Annotated in this window: 14 protein-coding genes; 2 read left to right on the plus strand and 12 right to left on the minus strand. The window is 65.8% G+C overall.

The annotated features are described in order from the left end of the window. Positions 1-418: 418 nt before the first annotated feature. Entirely contained in the window at positions 419-1,435 is a 1,017-nt protein-coding gene (locus PCA10_RS15265) for a GNAT family N-acetyltransferase (RefSeq protein WP_016492962.1), read from the minus strand. A 274-nt stretch (positions 1,436-1,709) separates the two neighbouring features. Here PCA10_RS15265 and acuR point away from each other — a divergent pair, with 274 nt between their 5' ends. Together acuR and acuI are read left to right on the plus strand one after the other, a co-directional pair. Further along, complete coding sequence (gene acuR, locus PCA10_RS15270) at positions 1,710-2,342, plus strand: acrylate utilization transcriptional regulator AcuR (RefSeq protein ID WP_016492963.1); 633 nt, start codon at positions 1,710-1,712, stop codon at positions 2,340-2,342. Between the two features lie 63 nt (positions 2,343-2,405). Continuing rightward, entirely contained in the window at positions 2,406-3,389 is a 984-nt protein-coding gene (acuI, locus tag PCA10_RS15275) for an acrylyl-CoA reductase (NADPH) (protein WP_016492964.1), read from the plus strand. A 23-nt stretch (positions 3,390-3,412) separates the two neighbouring features. Here acuI and PCA10_RS15280 read toward each other — a convergent pair whose 3' ends face one another. The 11 genes from PCA10_RS15280 to PCA10_RS15330 form a co-directional block, all read right to left on the minus strand. Beyond that, positions 3,413-4,279, minus strand: coding sequence for a methyl-accepting chemotaxis protein (locus tag PCA10_RS15280; protein ID WP_016492965.1), 867 nt, complete (start codon positions 4,277-4,279; stop codon positions 3,413-3,415). A 162-nt stretch (positions 4,280-4,441) separates the two neighbouring features. Continuing rightward, entirely contained in the window at positions 4,442-5,701 is a 1,260-nt protein-coding gene (locus PCA10_RS15285) for an OprD family porin (RefSeq protein ID WP_016492966.1), read from the minus strand. A 125-nt stretch (positions 5,702-5,826) separates the two neighbouring features. Further along, positions 5,827-7,041 carry a benzoate/H(+) symporter BenE family transporter gene (locus tag PCA10_RS15290; RefSeq protein ID WP_016492967.1) on the minus strand — a complete coding sequence of 405 codons (1,215 nt, stop codon included), beginning with the start codon at positions 7,039-7,041 and terminating at the stop codon, positions 5,827-5,829. 37 nt (positions 7,042-7,078) lie between these two features. Continuing rightward, a complete protein-coding gene (locus PCA10_RS15295; RefSeq protein ID WP_016492968.1) occupies positions 7,079-8,410 on the minus strand; it encodes an MFS transporter in 1,332 nt (443 codons plus the stop codon). 179 nt (positions 8,411-8,589) lie between these two features. Next, positions 8,590-9,360, minus strand: coding sequence for a 1,6-dihydroxycyclohexa-2,4-diene-1-carboxylate dehydrogenase (locus PCA10_RS15300; RefSeq protein ID WP_016492969.1), 771 nt, complete (start codon positions 9,358-9,360; stop codon positions 8,590-8,592). A gap of 184 nt (positions 9,361-9,544) precedes the next feature. Beyond that, complete coding sequence (gene benC, locus PCA10_RS15305; RefSeq protein WP_016492970.1) at positions 9,545-10,558, minus strand: benzoate 1,2-dioxygenase electron transfer component BenC; 1,014 nt, start codon at positions 10,556-10,558, stop codon at positions 9,545-9,547. 10 nt (positions 10,559-10,568) lie between these two features. Then, the gene (gene benB / locus PCA10_RS15310; RefSeq protein ID WP_016492971.1) at positions 10,569-11,057 is read right to left on the minus strand and encodes a benzoate 1,2-dioxygenase small subunit; all 489 of its coding nucleotides are present in this window, start codon (positions 11,055-11,057) and stop codon (positions 10,569-10,571) included. After that, on the minus strand, positions 11,054-12,412 hold the full coding sequence (gene benA, locus PCA10_RS15315) for a benzoate 1,2-dioxygenase large subunit (RefSeq protein WP_016492972.1): 1,359 nt from the start codon (positions 12,410-12,412) through the stop codon (positions 11,054-11,056). Before benA ends, benB begins: the two co-directional genes overlap by 4 nt. Before the next feature lie 259 nt (positions 12,413-12,671). Then, entirely contained in the window at positions 12,672-13,631 is a 960-nt protein-coding gene (locus PCA10_RS15320; protein ID WP_016492973.1) for an AraC family transcriptional regulator, read from the minus strand. A 142-nt stretch (positions 13,632-13,773) separates the two neighbouring features. Then, on the minus strand, positions 13,774-15,123 hold the full coding sequence (gene pcaK / locus PCA10_RS15325; RefSeq protein WP_016492974.1) for a 4-hydroxybenzoate transporter PcaK: 1,350 nt from the start codon (positions 15,121-15,123) through the stop codon (positions 13,774-13,776). A 270-nt stretch (positions 15,124-15,393) separates the two neighbouring features. Continuing rightward, on the minus strand, positions 15,394-16,236 hold the full coding sequence (locus PCA10_RS15330; RefSeq protein ID WP_016492975.1) for an IclR family transcriptional regulator domain-containing protein: 843 nt from the start codon (positions 16,234-16,236) through the stop codon (positions 15,394-15,396). Between the last annotated feature and the right edge of the window lie 243 nt (positions 16,237-16,479).

The raw sequence follows: 16,479 nt of genomic DNA on the forward strand, positions 1-16,479 counted from the left end.
TCGATGCTCCACATCAATGTGCGATGGGTGGCGATTTCAATGGCTATGTCTGCATTGAGTGTTGAGCCAAGCTGGCTGGTGAGCGGGCTTTAGGTTTCTATTTCGCCCTCCCGGGCGACTCCCTTTGGCAGTCGCCCCAAAGGAAGCAAAAGGCTTGCCCCGACATCCGGCCCCGGCTGCGCCGGGGTTCCCTCCCTTCATCATTGCTCCGGGGGGCACGGCGCGAAGGGCCATCCATGGCCCTGCGCGCCTCTCGCGGCATCCATGCCGCTCATCCCCCTCCACAACGATTCCGCTCGGCCTCCTGAAGGGGCGGTCGGCGCGGCTTCAACTTCTCTGCCCGATGTCGGATCGGGTTGGGCATCAGTCCGTAGGATGGGTAGAGCCCGCGAAACCCATCAATCGAAAACACCTTCCCTCAGCACAGCTCGCAACGATCGAAGAACCACTCCCGCTCCACCGCCATGAGCGCGGCGCGCTTGTGGGGGAAGTCGAACTCCTTCTCGCGGTAGAACCCCTGGCCCTGCATGTGGGCGATCATCCGTGCGTTATCGGCGCGGGGCTCGGCCACCACCTTGCGGGTGCGGCTGTCGTCGAGGAACAGGTAGTGCACCAGCGCCGATAGCCAGCTCGCCACCTTGTGCGGGCCGCGATGGCTCTCCTCGCCCACCAGCATGTGGATGCCCCGGTCGTAGTCGTCCACGGCATAGAAGGGAGCGATGCGGTCTTCCTTGGCCCAGTAGGCCTCGAAGTAGGCGAAGGGCTGGTCGTCGAAGCAGCCGATCAGGGTAAGGGTATGGGGATCGTCGGCGAGCTTCTGCAGGTAGTCGCGATGCTGCTCCAGGCTCCCGCCCTCCTGCCAGAACTCCAGTACGCGCGGGTTGTTCTGCCAGCGGTTGAAGCGCTCCAGGTCCAGGTCGATGTCCAGGGTGCGCAGGGAAATCCAGCTGCCCAGGCGCGCATCGAAGCGGCGGTAGACCTCACCGCTGGCCTTGGGGGCGCGCAGCGGATGACGGCGGCCATCGGGGCTCATCACCATGAGCTGCGGATAGTTGTTGCCCTGGGCGGCGCGCAGCCAGGGGGCCGGTAGCTGCCAGAACAGGCTGCGCTCGGCCTGCAGCAGGCCGTTGGCGCCGGGCAGCAGCAGCCCCTGTTGCACGGCGCCCACTGCCGGCGACTCCAGGCGCCAGGCCAGGCGCTGTTGTTCGGGGTTGGCCGCGAAATGCCAATAGCAGAAGGCGCGGATCGCCGCTTCGGCTTCACCGTCCCGTGCTTCCTGCAAGTGGAACAGCGTGGTTCCGCCCTCCTCCACAGTGGCGACCTGGGCCAGGGGCTGGCCACTGCGCAACAGCGTCAGGCGACCGGGGCTGACCTGGATACTGAGCGATTCGGTGCCTGGCAGGGGCAGGCGGTGGAGTCCTTCGGGGTGGCTCATGAGTTTTCTCGCTACGACTGGGACCATTAGCCAGAAGACGTAGCGTGCAGCCGGGAAATTAGGGGCCGCGCCCAGCGACGGACACACAGTCCGTAGGATGGGTTGAGCTTGCGATACCCATCGGGCGATGTGATGGGTATCGCTCCGCTCAGCGGAACGCCGCCCGCCCCATCCTACGAATCTGCTCGCGAGCAGAGCTCGCTCCTAAGGGATTCGCGTCTGCAACTTTGGTGGAGGTTGATCTTCTAGACGATCGGTCTAAAATCCCTTCCCCATGACCGACGCCCCTACCAGACCCCGTCGCGGCCGCCCGCCCAAGGTGGAACGCAGCTTCGAAGACACCCGTGCCGCCCTGCTGCGCTGCGGCATGGAGCTGCTCACCGAGCAGGGCTTCACCGCCACCGGCATCGATGCCGTGCTCAAGTGCGTGGGTGTGCCCAAGGGCTCGTTCTACCACTACTTCGAGAGCAAGGAAGCCTTCGGCCAGGCGCTGCTGGATGCCTATGCCGGCTACTTCGCGCGCAAGCTGGACCGCTGGCTGCTGGAAGACGACGTAGCCCCCCTGCAGCGCCTGGCGAACTTCGTCGAGGACGCCAAGGCCGGCATGCTCCGCCACGACTATTGCCGGGGCTGCCTGGTGGGCAACCTGGGCCAGGAGGTGGGCATCCTGCCGGAAAGTTTCCGCGAACAACTGGAAGCCACCCTGTGCGACTGGCAGGCCCGCCTGGCCCGTTGCCTGGAGACGGCGAAAACGGCCGGAGAGTTGGCGGCGAATGCCGACTGCCGATGGCTGGCGGCGTTCTTCTGGATCGGCTGGGAAGGTGCGGTACTGCGCAGCCGGCTGGCCCGCGACACGGCGCCGCTGGATATCTTCTTCAAGGGTTTCATGGCCGGACTGCCGCGCTAGCCGCAAGGCCGCGCGGTTTTTCAGGCCTATTAATAGACGACTGGTCTAATTGGAGGTGCAAGCATGTTCAACGCAATCCTGATCGAGAAAGACGAGGCCGGTTACCGCGCCAGCAACACCCGACTGGACGAGGCCGCGTTGCCGGAAGGCGACGTCACCATCAAGGTTGCCTACAGCACCCTGAACTACAAGGACGGCCTGGCGATCACCGGCAAGAGTCCGGTGGTGCGGCAGTTCCCCATAGTGCCGGGCATCGACCTGGCCGGCACGGTGGAAGCCAGCAGCCACCCGGATTACCAGGTAGGCGACGCGGTGCTGCTCAACGGCTGGGGCGTGGGCGAGACCCACTGGGGCGGCCTGGCGCAGAAGGCGCGGCTCAAGGGCGACTGGCTGATCCCCCTGCCCGCCGGCTTCAGCGCGCGCCAGGCGATGGCCATCGGCACCGCCGGCTACACCGCCATGCTCTGCCTGCTGGCCCTGGAGCGCCACGGCCTGAAGCCCGGCCAGGGCGACGTGCTGGTGACCGGCGCCAACGGCGGCGTCGGCAGCTTCGCCATCGCCCTGCTGGCTGGCCTGGGCTACCGCGTGGTGGCCGCCACCGGCCGTCCCGAAGAAGCCGACTACCTCAAGGGCCTGGGGGCCGCCGAGATCATCGCCCGGCAGGAACTCTCCGAACCGGGCCGACCGCTGGGCAAGGAGCGCTGGGTAGCCGCCATCGACTCGGTGGGCAGCCATACCCTGGCCAACGTCTGCGCGGGCCTCAAGGCCGACGGCGCCGTAGCCGCCTGCGGCCTGGCCCAGGGCATGGACCTGCCGGCCAGCGTGGCGCCCTTCATCCTGCGTGGCGTGAGCTTGCTCGGCATCAACAGCGTCACCCGCCCCCGCGCCGAGCGGATCGAAGCCTGGGATCGCCTGGTCCGCGACCTGGACATCGCCCAGCTGGACGCCATCACCCGCGAGATCGGCCTGGGCGACGCCATCGCCACCGCCCATGACCTGCTGGCCGGCAAGGTGCGTGGCCGGGTGGTGGTCAACCTGGACGCTTGAGTCTTTGATGCACAGGGCGCTCCTCAGGCGCCCTCTTCCAGCAACTGCTCCATCCGCTGCGCCAGGCCCCGCTGGCCAGCGAGCCGCTGGACGATCCGCTCGACGATCTCCACCCGCGCCGCCGCGCCCGCGCGCATCTCCCCCATGGCCTGCAGGGCCGCGGTGGATTTCGCCAGGCCGGTGCGGGTGGATTCGCCGACATGCTCCATGCCCGCCCTCGCCTCTTCCGCCGCCTTCTGCAGGCCCTCGGCGATCAGGCGGATCTGCCCGCTGGATTCGTTGGCCCGCAGCGACAGGTTGCGCACCTCGTCCGCCACCACGGCGAAGCCACGTCCGTGGGCACCCGCCCGCGCGGCCTCGATGGCGGCGTTGAGCGCCAGCAGGTTGGTCTGCCGGGCGATGTCCTGGATGCTGCCGACAATGGCGCCGATGCGCATCGACTGACTGCCCAGCTCGTTGAACACCTGGCCGATATGCGCGAGGTAAGCATCCAGCTCGCCGATGGCGGCGGCGGTGGCTTGCATGCTCTCGGCGCCCAGCTGCACCTTCTCGCCGGCCGCGCGGGCCAGGGAGTTGGCGTACTGCATGTCCGCCTCGCAGTGGGCGATGGCGTCCAGCAACTCGTGCAGCGGGCGTTGCAGGTGCTCGGCCGGGGCGTTGCGCGACAGCGCTGTCGAAGGCGCGGGTTCGGCCACGGCGACCACCCGCTCCACCCCGGGCACCTCCACCCGCACTTCCACCACGCGCGGCGGTTCCCGGTGATACAGCAGTCCGCCGGCGGCGATGGCCAGCAGCGCGGGGGCCAGCCACCAGGCGCTGCCGGCCAGGGTCATCAGGCACAACAGGCCGCCACTGCCAAGCAGCAGTGCGGCCAGGGGTTTGCGGGACATGAAAGGAAACTCCTTGAAGAAAAATGTAGGAGCGAATTCATTCGCGAAGGGCGGCATAGCCGACCCGGGGCCTGAACAATTTCGGCCTTGTGGGCCGAATCGCGAATGAATTCGCTCCTACAGAAAGAAGGCCGTGCCCATGCCGGGCAACAGCACTCGACCTCAGAACAGCGTCCAGGTGTAACTCAGGATCAGACGGTTCTCGTCGATGTCGGTGCGGTAGTTGGAGCGTGCGGTGACATTGCGCACCCGTGCGCCGAGCCCCTTGAAGGTGCCGCTCTGGACCACGTAGCTGATGTCCAGGTCGCGCTCCCAGTCCTTGCCCTCAAAGCCCAGCCCGGTGTCGACGTTGTCGCCGGTGATGTAGCGGGTGCTGGCCACCAGGCCGGGCACGCCGAGGGCGGCGAAGTCGTAGTCGTAGCGCACCTGCCAGGAGCGTTCGTCGGTGTAGGCGAACTCGAAGGTGGGCACTTCGTTGCCCAGCGGGCTGACGTTGGCGAAGACCCTTGGGAAGGGGCTATCGCCGAACATTGCCTGGTAGCCGAGGAAGAAGGTGTGGCCGCCGCGCTTGGCCGACAACAGCGTGTAGAAGGCCTGGTTGTCGATGGGGCCGATCAGGGCCTTGCCGTCTTCGCTGGAATCGAAGTAGCCGGTGTTGGCGCCCAGTACCCAGGCGCCCATCGGCTCGCTGTGCTTGAGGCCGAAGTAGCGCTGGTTGTAGATGTCTTCCAGCTGGGCGTACCAGGCGCTCGCCGTGGTGCGGTTGGTGTTGAAGGCGTAGTCGGCGCCGGCGTAGTTGAAGGCGTCGCTGGAGGCCTGGCGCTGCGGCACGTGGCCGAGCATGGCCTGCATCTTGTCGTCGCCGGATTCGTTGCGCAGGCTGGTGGAGGTCAGGTGGCCGCCCTGCAGGGTCAGGCCATCGATCTCGGCGGAGGTGACGCTGGCGCCCTGGTAGCTGGGCGGCAGCAGGCGGATATCGCTGAACACCAGCACCGGCAGGTTGGGCTGCAGCTCGCCCACTTTCAGCTCGGTCCTGGAGAAGCGCATCTTCCCGGCCACGCCGAGACGGCTGTATTCATCGGCGGCGCGGCCGTCTTCCTGCACCGGCAGCAGGCCGGTGTTGACCCGGTCGGGGCTGCTGTCGAGCTTGATGCCGAGGGTGCCGATGGCGTCGAGGCCGAAGCCCAGCGGGCCAGGCGTGTAGCCGGATTTGAAGTTGAGGATGAAGCCCTGTGCCCATTCTTCGGCCTTGGACTGCTTGTTCGGTCCGACGATGTCGGAGTAATCACGGCTGAAGTAGTAGTTGCGCGCCTGCAGGGTGGCCGTCGAATCCTCGATGAAGCCGGTCTCGGCGGCCTGGGCGATACCGGTGGCCAGGCCGGTGCACAGCATTACGGAAAGCTTGCTCGTGTGTTGGGTCATTTCGTCGCTCTTGTTTTTATAGGGACAAAGACTCCCCCGGACCCTCTATCGGGGCCGTGCACGCAAGGGGGAGGTTCGACGCCGGCCCCGGACAGCTCCCGGGGTGGTTCCAGCGCCTGTTGCAGTCAGGGATTGGGTTCGGGAACCGCCTCCCTTTGCGGGCTTGCCTCGGACGCCTTGCGGGCCGTCAGCAGCAGGTGGGCGAAGATGCCGAAGATCAGCCCCCAGAACGCCGCCGACAGGCCGAGGAAACTCATCCCCGAGGCGGTGACCAGGAAGGTGATCAGGGCCGCCTCGCGGTCCTCCGGCACCGCCATGGAACCGGCCAGGGCGCCGGCGATGGCGCCGAACAGCGCCAGCCCCGCCAGTGCCGCGATCAGTTCCTTGGGCAGCGCGGTGAAGATCGACACCAGGGTGGCGCCGAAGATACCCAGCAGCAGGTAGAACACCCCGCCGACCACGCCGGAGACGTAGCGCCGGCCCGGGTCTTCATGGGCCTCGCGGCCGGTGCAGATGGCGGCGGTGATGGCCGCCAGGGTCAGGCCGTGGCAACCGAAGGGCGCCAGCAGCAGGCTGCCCAGGCCGCTGGCGGAGATGATCGGGCTGGCCGGCGTGGGGTAGCCGGCATTGCGCAGCACCGCCACGCCCGGCACGAACTGCCCGGTCAGGGCCACCATCACCAGCGGCAGGGCGATGTTGAACAGGCCATGCCAGCTGAACTCCGGGGTCACCCATTCCGGCGTGGCGAAACCGATCACCAGCGCCGAGGCGTTCAACTGGCCACTGCCGGCGGCGATGACACAGCCCACCAGCAGCACCGCCATCACCGCATAGCGCGCCGCCAACCGACGCACCAGCAGGTAGGTGACGAACATCGCCATCACCATCAGCGGTTCGTCCTTCAGCGAGGTGAACAGCCGCGTGCCGAAGCTGAACAGGATGCCCGCCAGCATGGCGGCCGAGATGGCCGCCGGCAGCTTGCCGACGATGCGGTCGAAGGCGCCGGAGAGGCCCACCAGCAGGATGATGGCGTTGGCCATCACGTAGGCCCCCACCGCCTCGCCGGCGCTGATGCCCGGCAGCATGGACACCAGCAGCGCCGAGCCCGGCGCCGACCAGGCGATGATCACCGGCACCCGGTAGCGGATGCTGAGGACGATGCCCAGCACGCCGCTACCGATGGAAATGGCCCAGACCCAGGACGACAGCAGTGCAGCCGGCATGCCGCCGCTCTCCGCCGCCTGGAACACGATCACCAGGGGACCGGCATAGGAAATCAGGGTGGCGATGAATCCCGCCACCACGGCGGACAGGGAACAGTCCTTGAACAGGGTACGCATGCTGCCTCCGGGCCAGTACTGCGTGTGCGGATCGACCTCAGCCCTGGGCCGCGGCTACCAGCGGCGCAGCCTTGGGCTGGCGCAGGGAGACGAAGCACATGGCCAGGGCGGCGATGGCGCCCGGGATGGCGAAGGCCATGAAGTTCAGCTGCAGCGGCAGGTTGATGCCCAGCAGCATGCCGCCCAGCAGCGGGCCGACGATGGCGCCGTTGCGGCCGATGCCCGAGGCCCAGCCGAGGCCGGTGGAGCGGATTTCCAGGCCGTAGAACTGCGCGGCGGTGGCATACAGCAGGATCTGCGTGCCGATGGTGCTGGCGCCGGCGATGGCGATCAGCAGGTAGAGCAAGGGCGTCGGGCTCTTGAAGCCCAGCAGGCTGATGGACACCGCCGCGACGATGAAGAACACCGCCACCACCTTCGGCAGGTTGAAGCGGTCACCGAGGAAGCCGCCGGCGATGGCGCCGAACATGCCGCCGAAGTTCAGCGCGAGCAGGAAGGACAGGCTCGAACCCAGGCTGTAGCCGGCGTTGGCCATGAGCTTGGGCAGCCAGGAGCTCAGCGCGTAGACCATCAGCAGGCAGCAGAAGAAGGCGATCCAGATCATCACCGTGCGCAGCGCACGACCTTCGCGGAACAGCTCCAGTACCGGCGCGCCACGGGTCTTGGTTTCCGCCAGGATCAGTTCGTCGTCGTCCAGCAGCGCACGCTCGGGCGCCACGCGCTTGAGGATGGCGCGGGCCTGTTCGGTGCGACCCTGGCGCAGCAGGAAGCCAACCGATTCGGGCAGGTACCAGAGGATCAGCGGCAGCAGCAGGAGCGGCAGGATGGCGGCGAAGAACATGGCCTCCCAGCCAAAGCGCGGGAGCATGTAGATGCCGACGCCGGCCGACAGCATGCCGCCCAGGGAGTAGCCGCTGAACATGATGGCCACCAGGGTGCTGCGCAGTTTCTTCGGCGCGTATTCGTTCATCAGCGCCACGACGTTGGGCATCAACCCGCCGATGCCCAGGCCCGCCATGAAGCGGCAGACGCCGAACTCGGTGGGGTTGCTGGCAAAGCCGTTGAGCACGGTGAAGCCGGAGAACAGCACGAAGCAGATGGCGATGCCCTTCTTGCGGCCGATCTTGTCGGCCAGGGGGCCGAAGAACAGCGCGCCGAACATCATCCCGAACAGCGCGTAGCTGCCCAGGGCACCGGCTTCCAGCGGGGTCAGGCCCCATTCCTTCATGAGTACGGGCAGGACCACGCCGTAGATGAACAGGTCATAGCCGTCGAAGATGAGCAGGAGTGCGCACCAGCACATCACCATCCAGTGGAAGGGCGTGAAGCGCGCGTTGTCGATGATCTCGTGTACGTCGAGTTTTCGCATGGCATGGGTCTCTTTTTGTTTTTGTTTAGAAACCGCAGGACGGGCGCGTGACGGTGCTCGTCCAGTCGTTTTTTGCTGTCGACCTGATGGGCATCGCTTCGCTCAACCCATCCTACAAACGCACCGGGGAGCCGTAGGATGGGTTGAGCCTGCGATACCCATCACCGCAGAGTCGATCTTCAACCCAGGTCGCCACCGCCTACCGGCAGGGTCACGCCGGTGATGTAGGAAGCGTCGTCGGAGGCCAGGAAGAGGATGGCGCCCACTTGTTCGTCGATGGTTCCGTAGCGCTTCATCAGGCTGCTATCGATGGTCTGGTCGACGATCTGCTGGTACCAGCCCTTCTCCGCTTCGCTCTGTTCGGCTGCGTTACGCGGGATGCGCCGTGGCGGGGCTTCGGTGCCGCCCGGTGCGGTGGCGTTGACGCGGATGCCACGCTCGGCGTTCTCGAAGGCCAGGCACGCGGTCAGGGCGTTGACCCCCCCCTTGGCCGCGCCGTAGGGCACGCGGTTGAGACTGCGGGTGGCGATGGAGGACACGTTGACGATGGCGCCGGCGCCCTGCGCCAGCATGTGCGGCAGCGCGGCGTGGCAGCACCAGAGGGTGGGGAACAGCGAGCGACGCACTTCGGCCTCGATTTCGTGCTCCTGGTAATGCTCGTAGGGCTTGGCCCAGATGGTCCCGCCCACATTGTTGATGAGGATGTCCAACCGGCCGAAGCGCTCCACCGCGGCGTCGGCCACACGGTGGCATTCGGCGAACTGTTCGAGGTCGGCGGTCTGGGCCAGCAGCGCGCCGCCGAACTGCTCCTGCAGCTCGAAGACCAGCTCGGAACGGTCCACGGCGACGACCTGCGCGCCCTCCTCCACCAGCCGCTCGACCACCCGGCGGCCGATACCCTGGGCGGCGCCGGTGACCAGCGCGACCTTGTCCTGGAATCTCTTGTTCATGGCAATACACCCCAAAGTTCGTAGCCCGGATGCAATCCGGGAGCTACAGGCACCTTTTCCCCGGATTTCATCCGGGCTACGGCTAGGCAATGGCGATTCGCAGGTTGGGCCGAGCTACGCGAGGCCCAACGATCCAGGCGTTGGGCTTCGCTGCGCTCTGCGCCAACCTACGTCCGCAGTACCGTCAGGCGGCGCTGGCGGCGAACTTCTCGTAATAGAAGTTGGCCGGCTGGATGCCCTGCTCGCGGATGAACTGGCTGACCGCCTCCACCATGGGCGGCGGGCCGCACAGGTAGACGTCCACGTCGCCGTCGTTGAGGTGCTTGGGCTCGATGTGCTGGGTCACGTAGCCCTTCTGCGGGTAGCTGCTGTCCGGGTTGGCCACGCAGGCGCTGTAGGTGAAGTTGGGGATGCGCGCGGCGAAGTCCTGCAGACGGTCCATCTCCACCAGATCGAAGTCGTTGGTCACGCCGTAGATCAGGTGCAGCGGGTGCTCGCTACCGTCCTGGGCGATCTTCTCCAGCATCGCGGTGAAGGGTGCCAGCCCCGTGCCACCGGCCAGCAGCAACAGCGGCCGGCGGATGTCGCGCAGGTAGAAGCTGCCCAGGGGGCCGGCCAGGGACATGCTGTCGCCGGCCTTGGCCAGGCTGGTGAGGAAGCTGCTCATCAGGCCGCCCGGCACGTTGCGGATCAGGAAGCTGACCTGGCCGTCCTTCTGCAGCGAGCTGAAGGAGTAGGCACGGGTCTGGTCGCTGCCCGGCACGGTGAGGTTGACGTACTGGCCCGGCAGGAAGGCCAGCTTGCTCAGGGACTCGCCCTGGATGGACAGCGAGATGGTGCTGTCGGACAGCTGGCGGACGTCGCTGATGCAGGCCTCGAAGCTCGCCTGCGCGGTCTTGCAGACGTCGGAAGACGCCGGCACCCGTACCACGCAGTCGCTCTCGGCGCGCATCTGGCAGGTGAGCACGTAGCCTTGCGCGGCTTCGTCTTCGCTCAGGGCGTCTTCGATGTATTCCTGGCCCAGGTCGTAGCGACCGGCCTCGGCGAAGCACTTGCAGGTGCCGCAGGCGCCGTCGCGGCAGTCCAGCGGGATGTTGATGCCCTGGCGATAGGCCGCGTCGGCGACGGTTTCGCTGGGGGTGGCGTCAATGAAACGGGTGACGCCGTCTTCGAAAGTCAGTGCAATTTTATGGGACATGGCGCTCACCCTAGATGTGATAGATATCGATCACTTGCCGCACGTAGTCATTCTTCAGGACCACCTTCTTCTCCTTGATCAGCGGGCTCTCGCCACGCACGTCGAGGGTGTAGAAGCTGGTGCCGAAGTAGCTGTCCACGGTCTTGTAGCGGAAGCTCAGGGTGTGCCAGTTGAAGCGCACCTTGCACAGGCCGTCGGCCACTTCGAGAAGCTCGAGGTTGCTGATGTTGTGCGAGGTACGGGTGTCCGGCATGGTCGCGCTGGAACGGTCGGTCTTGATGCGGAAGACACGGTCTTCGAGGCCACCACGGTTGCCGTACCAGATCAGCGAGATTTCGGTCTGCGGGTCTTCGGTCAGCTCGTCGCGGTCGTCCCAGGACGGCATCCAGAAGGTGGCGTCGCTGGCGTACAGCTCCAGCCAGTTGTCCCAGTCCTTGTCGTCCAGGTAGCGCGCTTCGCGGTAGAGGAAGTCGCGCACGGCCTCATAAGAGATGCTCATTGCACGGCCTCCACGGGGATCAGTTGCTGCTCGGCGGCGGCCGCCTTGAGCATGGTTTCCTGCCAGTACTTGTGCTGCAGCACGAACAGGCCTTCGTCCTCGGTGCGCACGCCGGACAGCAGCGGGTGCAATTCGATTTCCTTGGCCGCCTCGTCGGCGCCTTCCACCCAGTGGGCGGCGCCACGGGACATGTCGTTCCAGCCACGGCTGCCCGCGTAACCCAGCTGGCAGGAGCGGAACTCTTCCAGGTCGTCCGGGGTGGCCATGCCGCTGACGTTGAAGAAGTCTTCGTACTGGCGGATGCGTTTGCTGCGGGCTTCCGCGCTTTCGCCTTTGGGAGCGATGCAGTAGATGGTGATTTCCGTCTGGTTGACAGAGATCGGCCGGGCGATGCGGATCTGCGAGCTGAACTGGTCCATCAGGTACACGTTCGGGTACAGGCAGAGGTTGCGCGAGTTCTCGATCATCCAGTCGGCGCGAGCCTTGCCGAAGTCCTGGGCGAGCTCGTCGCGGCGCTCGTAGAGGGGGCGATCCTCGGGGTTGGCCCAACGGGTCCAGAGCAGCAGGTGACCGTGATCGAAGGAGTAGAAGCCACCGCCGTTCTTGGCCCAGGCGCCGGCACTCATGGTCTTGATCTCTTCACCCGCCTCGCGCTGCTTGCGCTGGTTCTGGGTGGCGGCGTAGTTCCAGTGCACGGAGCTCACGTGGTAGCCGTCGGCGCCGTTCTCGGCGGTCAGCTTCCAGTTGCCTTCGTAGATGTAGCTGGAGGAGCCGCGCAGGACTTCCAGGCCCTCGGGGGACTGGTCGACGATCATGTCGATGATCTTGGCGGACTCGCCCAGGTGCTCGACCAGGGGCTTCACATCGGCGTTCAGGCTGCCGAAGAGGAAACCGCGATAGGACTCGAAACGGGCAACGCGGGTCAGGTCGTGGGAGCCTTCGCAGTTGAAGCTGGAGGGATAGCCGGCCTCGGCCGGGTCCTTGACCTTCAGCAGCTTGCCGGAGTTGTTGAACGTCCAGCCGTGGAAGGGGCAGGTATAAGAGGACTTGTTACCGCTCTTGTGCCGGCACAGCTGGGCACCGCGGTGGCTGCAGGCATTGAGGAAGGCGTTGAGCTGGCCATCCTTGTTGCGCGCGATGAAGATCGGCTGGCGACCCATGTTGAGGGTGAGGTAGTCGTTCTTCTCGGGAATCTGGCTCTCGTGGGCGAGATAGATCCAGTTGCCTTCGAAGATGTGCTTCATCTCCAGCTCGAACAGGCGAGGGTCGGTGAACATCTCACGCTTGCAGCGGTAGATGCCCTTCTCGTGGTCGTCTTCAAGCAGCGAATTCAGGTAGTCGAATCCCAGGGACATGGCCAGGGCCTCCGTTGTTTTTGTTCAGGCCAGGTCAGATTAGGGATGGGGAGAAGGCGGCAATATCCGCTTTGTGCAGATCGCTATCCGTTTTGTGCAGGGCGGTGGTGGTTGTAGCGAGGAGGTGTTACAGGGGGCTGCCTGGTGGGGGCGAATTCATTCGCCAAGCAGAGCGCAGCTCTGCCCCAGGGAATCACAGGGGGCGGCGTTGCCGCCCTTGGCGAATGAATTCGCCCCTACAGGAAGCTCGGTGGACGCGTTACAGGCTGCGACGCTTCAGCGTATCGGACGGCAGTTCGCCGAACAGGCTCTTGTAGCTCTCGGAGAAGCGGCCCAGGTGGAGGAAGCCGTAGTCCAGGGCCAGCTCGGTGACGCTGCGGACATTGCAGCTGGGGTCGGCCAGGGCCGCGCGGATGCGCTCCAGCTTCTTCTGGCGGATGTAGTGCTTCGGCGTGGTGCCCAGGTGACGCTCGAACAGCCCATAGAGGGAACGCAGGCTCATACTGGCCTGGCGGGCGAGGAACTCACCGCTGATATCCTGCTTCAGGTTGTGCTCGATGTAGGCCAGGATCCGCTCGAAGGAGGCTTCCTGGCAGCCCAGGCTCTCGCGGCTGACGTTGGTCTTCATCAGGCTGAGCATCTTGCTCGCGACTATCTGCGCGTAGTGCTCCTGCACCCGTGGCAGCGCATCGGTCGCCTCGGCCTCCTGGCAGACCATGGCCAGCAGGTTGACGAAGCCTTCCAGCTCGTCGAGCCGGTAGTTGTTCTGCACGAAGCGCACGCCGGGGCTGGGGCGCTGCCAGCGCTGTTCGTCGCAGATGGATTCCATCAGGGTGGTGGGCATCTTCAGGATGAACTTCTCGCAGTCATCCGAGTAGGTCAGGTCCACCGGGTCGTCGGGGTTGATCAGCAGCAGCTCGCCCGGCGCCAGGTAGTGTTCCTGCTTGTGGCCGCGCCAGAGGCAATGGCCGCTGATAAGAATCTGCAGGTGGTAGATGGTTTCGAGGGCCGGCGAGGTGACGCGCACGGCACCGCCGTAGCTGATGCGGCAGAGGTCGAGGTTGGCGAACTTGCGATGGTTGAGGCTGGCTTCCGGATGGCCGGCCGCGGGCAGTCGGATGCAATGCGAACCCACATGCTGGTTCACATATCCGGACACGGCATAGGGGTCCGCACGCTCGAACACCCTACTGCGTTCACTCAGCAGGCGACTATCCATGGCTCAGGCACTCTCTAGTTGTTGTAAGTCGCGGACGTCTTGCCTGTAGGCAAGCGCCCGCGATCTGTATTACCGCGATTCTATGTGAGCCTTTTCTCCCGTGCCTTGGGCGGAGATAAACGGTTACGAATGAATGACCGCCTCAGGTGGCGTCAGCGTGGCTGACCAGCCCCTTGATAATCACCGCCGTGGTGGCGATGGCGGCAGGCACCACCAGCGCCGTCAGCACTTGCTCGAAATTCCAGCCAAGACCCAGCAGGGTCGCGCCGATCCAGGCACCCAGGATAGCCCCGAAGCGGCCGATGCCGAGCATCCAGGACACGCCGGTGGCGCGGCCCTGGGTCGGGTAGAAGCGCGCCGCCAGGGACGGCATGGCCGATTGCGCGCCGTTGACGCACATGCCGGCCAGCAGCACCAGGGTCGCCAGCAGGGTCACCTCGCCCAGGCTCTGGCCCACGCAATAGGCGAAGACGCCAGCCATCAGGTAGAAGATGCCGATCACCTTGTGCGGGTTGAAGCGGTCCATGGCCCAGCCCGCGCCCACGGCGCTGAGCACCCCGCCGAACTGGAACAACGCGCCGATGAAGGCGGCCTGCTCCATGCTGGCGCCGCTGTCGCGCATCAGGGTGGGCAGCCAGCTGGTGAGCAGGTAGACGATCACCAGGCCCATGAAATAGGTCAGCCAAAGCAACAAGGTGCCGGCGCTGTAGGTGCCGGAGAAGATCACCTTGAACACGTTTCGGCTCTGCACGGTCTTCTGTTCCGGCACGCTGAAGCCGCTGGCCGCCGCGACTTCGCCGGGGGCGATGGGCGCCAGGGTCTTGCGTACCTTGTCGTCTCCCTTGCCGCGCACAACCAGGAAGCGTGCCGACTCCGGCAGCCACACCAGCAGCACCACGGCCAGCACCAGGGGCAGGATGCCGCCGAGCAGCAGCAGGCTGTGCCAGCCATAGGCGGGGATCATCTTCGCGGAGACGAAGCCACCGGAGGCCATGCCCAGGTTGAAGCCGCAGAACATGCTGGTGACCAGCAGCGACTTGAGGCGCTCCGGGGTGTATTCGGACAGCAGCGTGGTGGCGTTGGGCATCGCGGCGCCCAGGCCAAGGCCGGTGAGCAGGCGCAGGGCGAGCAGCTGGTCGATGTTGCTGCTGAAGGCCGACAGCAGGCTGAACAAGCCGAACAGGAACACCGCCGTCACCAGCACGATCTTGCGCCCGAAACGGTCGGCCAGCGGGCCGGAGCCGAGGGCGCCGAACACCATGCCGATCAGCGCGGCGCTCATCACCGGGCCGAGGCTGGCGCGATCGATACCCCAGTCCTGGGTCAGCGCCGGGGCGATGAAGCCCATGGCCGCGGTATCCAGGCCGTCGAGGAAGACGATGAGGAAGCACAGCAGCACGATGCGCCACTGGTAGGTCGAAAGCGGTTGCTTGTTGATGAAGGATTGAACATCGAGGCTGCCCGTGGCGGGCAGATGGGCTGGGCTGGTCATGCAAAGTTATTCCTGCGATTGGCCCTCCTCCGATTGTGGGCCGTTCTATGCGGCCTCTTGCGGGGAGAACTCGGGCTGGACAGGAATGAGAGCTTGCCCGGCCTGACAGGCTGAGGCCGGTGCTGACTCTCATTGTTTTTATTGGCCGCGCTGGCTGGTAGCGCGGCTGTGCAGACCTTACGAAGAGTCCGAGGGCCAATCAATTCGATAATCGGCAAAGCGTTCGGATACCGAACACGTTCGCGAACACCGCCGACAAGGAACCGGGAATCAGTGGAACAACCGCGTGCTCAGTTCCTTGCTCGCTTCCAGCAGCGCCGGCAGGAAGCGGGTTTCCAGTTCCTGGCGGCTGACCCGGCCGACGTGGGTGCCCACGTTCAGCGCGGCCAGTACCTGGCCGGCAGAATCGCGCACCGGCACGGCCACCGAGCGCAGGCCCATTTCCAGTTCCTGGTCGATGATCACCCAGCCCTGGCGACGGATTTCCGCGATGCTGGCGCGCAGGCCATCCACCGTGTGCACCGTGCGGCTGGTCTTGATCTGCAGGTCGGCGTGTTCGAGGTAGTCGTCAAGCGCCGCGTCATCCAGCGCCGCCAGGAGGATGCGGCCCATGGAGGTGCAGTAGGCCGGCAAGCGGCTGCCGACGCTGAGGTCCACCGAGATCAGGCGGTTGGGCGTGGCCGAACGGGCGAGGTAGAGGATCTCGTCGCCTTCCAGGGTGGCCATGGAGCAGGCCTCGTGGAGCTGGTCGCTCAAGCGGTCGAGGATCGGCTGGGCGGTGACCGCCAGCGGCGTCGAGGACAGGTAGGCATGCCCCAGGGTCAGTACCTTGGGCAGCAGCGAATAGGTGCGCCCGTCGGTGGTCACGTAACCGAGCTTCATCAGGGTGTGCAGGCAGCGGCGCACGGCGGCGCGGGGAATCTCCGTGCGGTGGCTGATCTGGGCGATGGTCAGGTGGCGCTTGCGCTCCTGGAACGCATGGATCACCGCCAGGCCACGGGCCAGGGAGGTCATGAAGTTCGGATCGCCGGTGAAGGCTTCGATGCGTTTGGCCGGCGAAGCGATGATCGGCGGCGCCAGGGGCTGCAGGGGAACACGCAGTTCTTCGGTCATTCTTGTTGTCCTTGGGGGATCGCGGTCACGGCAAGTTCGGCCGATTATCGAACCAAAGTTCGATAATCGCAATTGACCCTGAGGGCTTCCGATCTTACTTTGCGCCCCGCCAACCGGCGCCCCGGTTTGATCAGGTACCTCGGCGCCCGGCAACGGCCTCGCTCAAGAGGCGCGGCCGCACTCCCCCACGCAGACGCCATCACCCCGGCGCGCTACCCGCGCGTTCGGGGCTGGCTTTCCCCT

Source organism: Pseudomonas resinovorans NBRC 106553 (assembly GCF_000412695.1).
GTDB classification, from domain to species: Bacteria; Pseudomonadota; Gammaproteobacteria; order Pseudomonadales; family Pseudomonadaceae; genus Metapseudomonas; species Metapseudomonas resinovorans_A.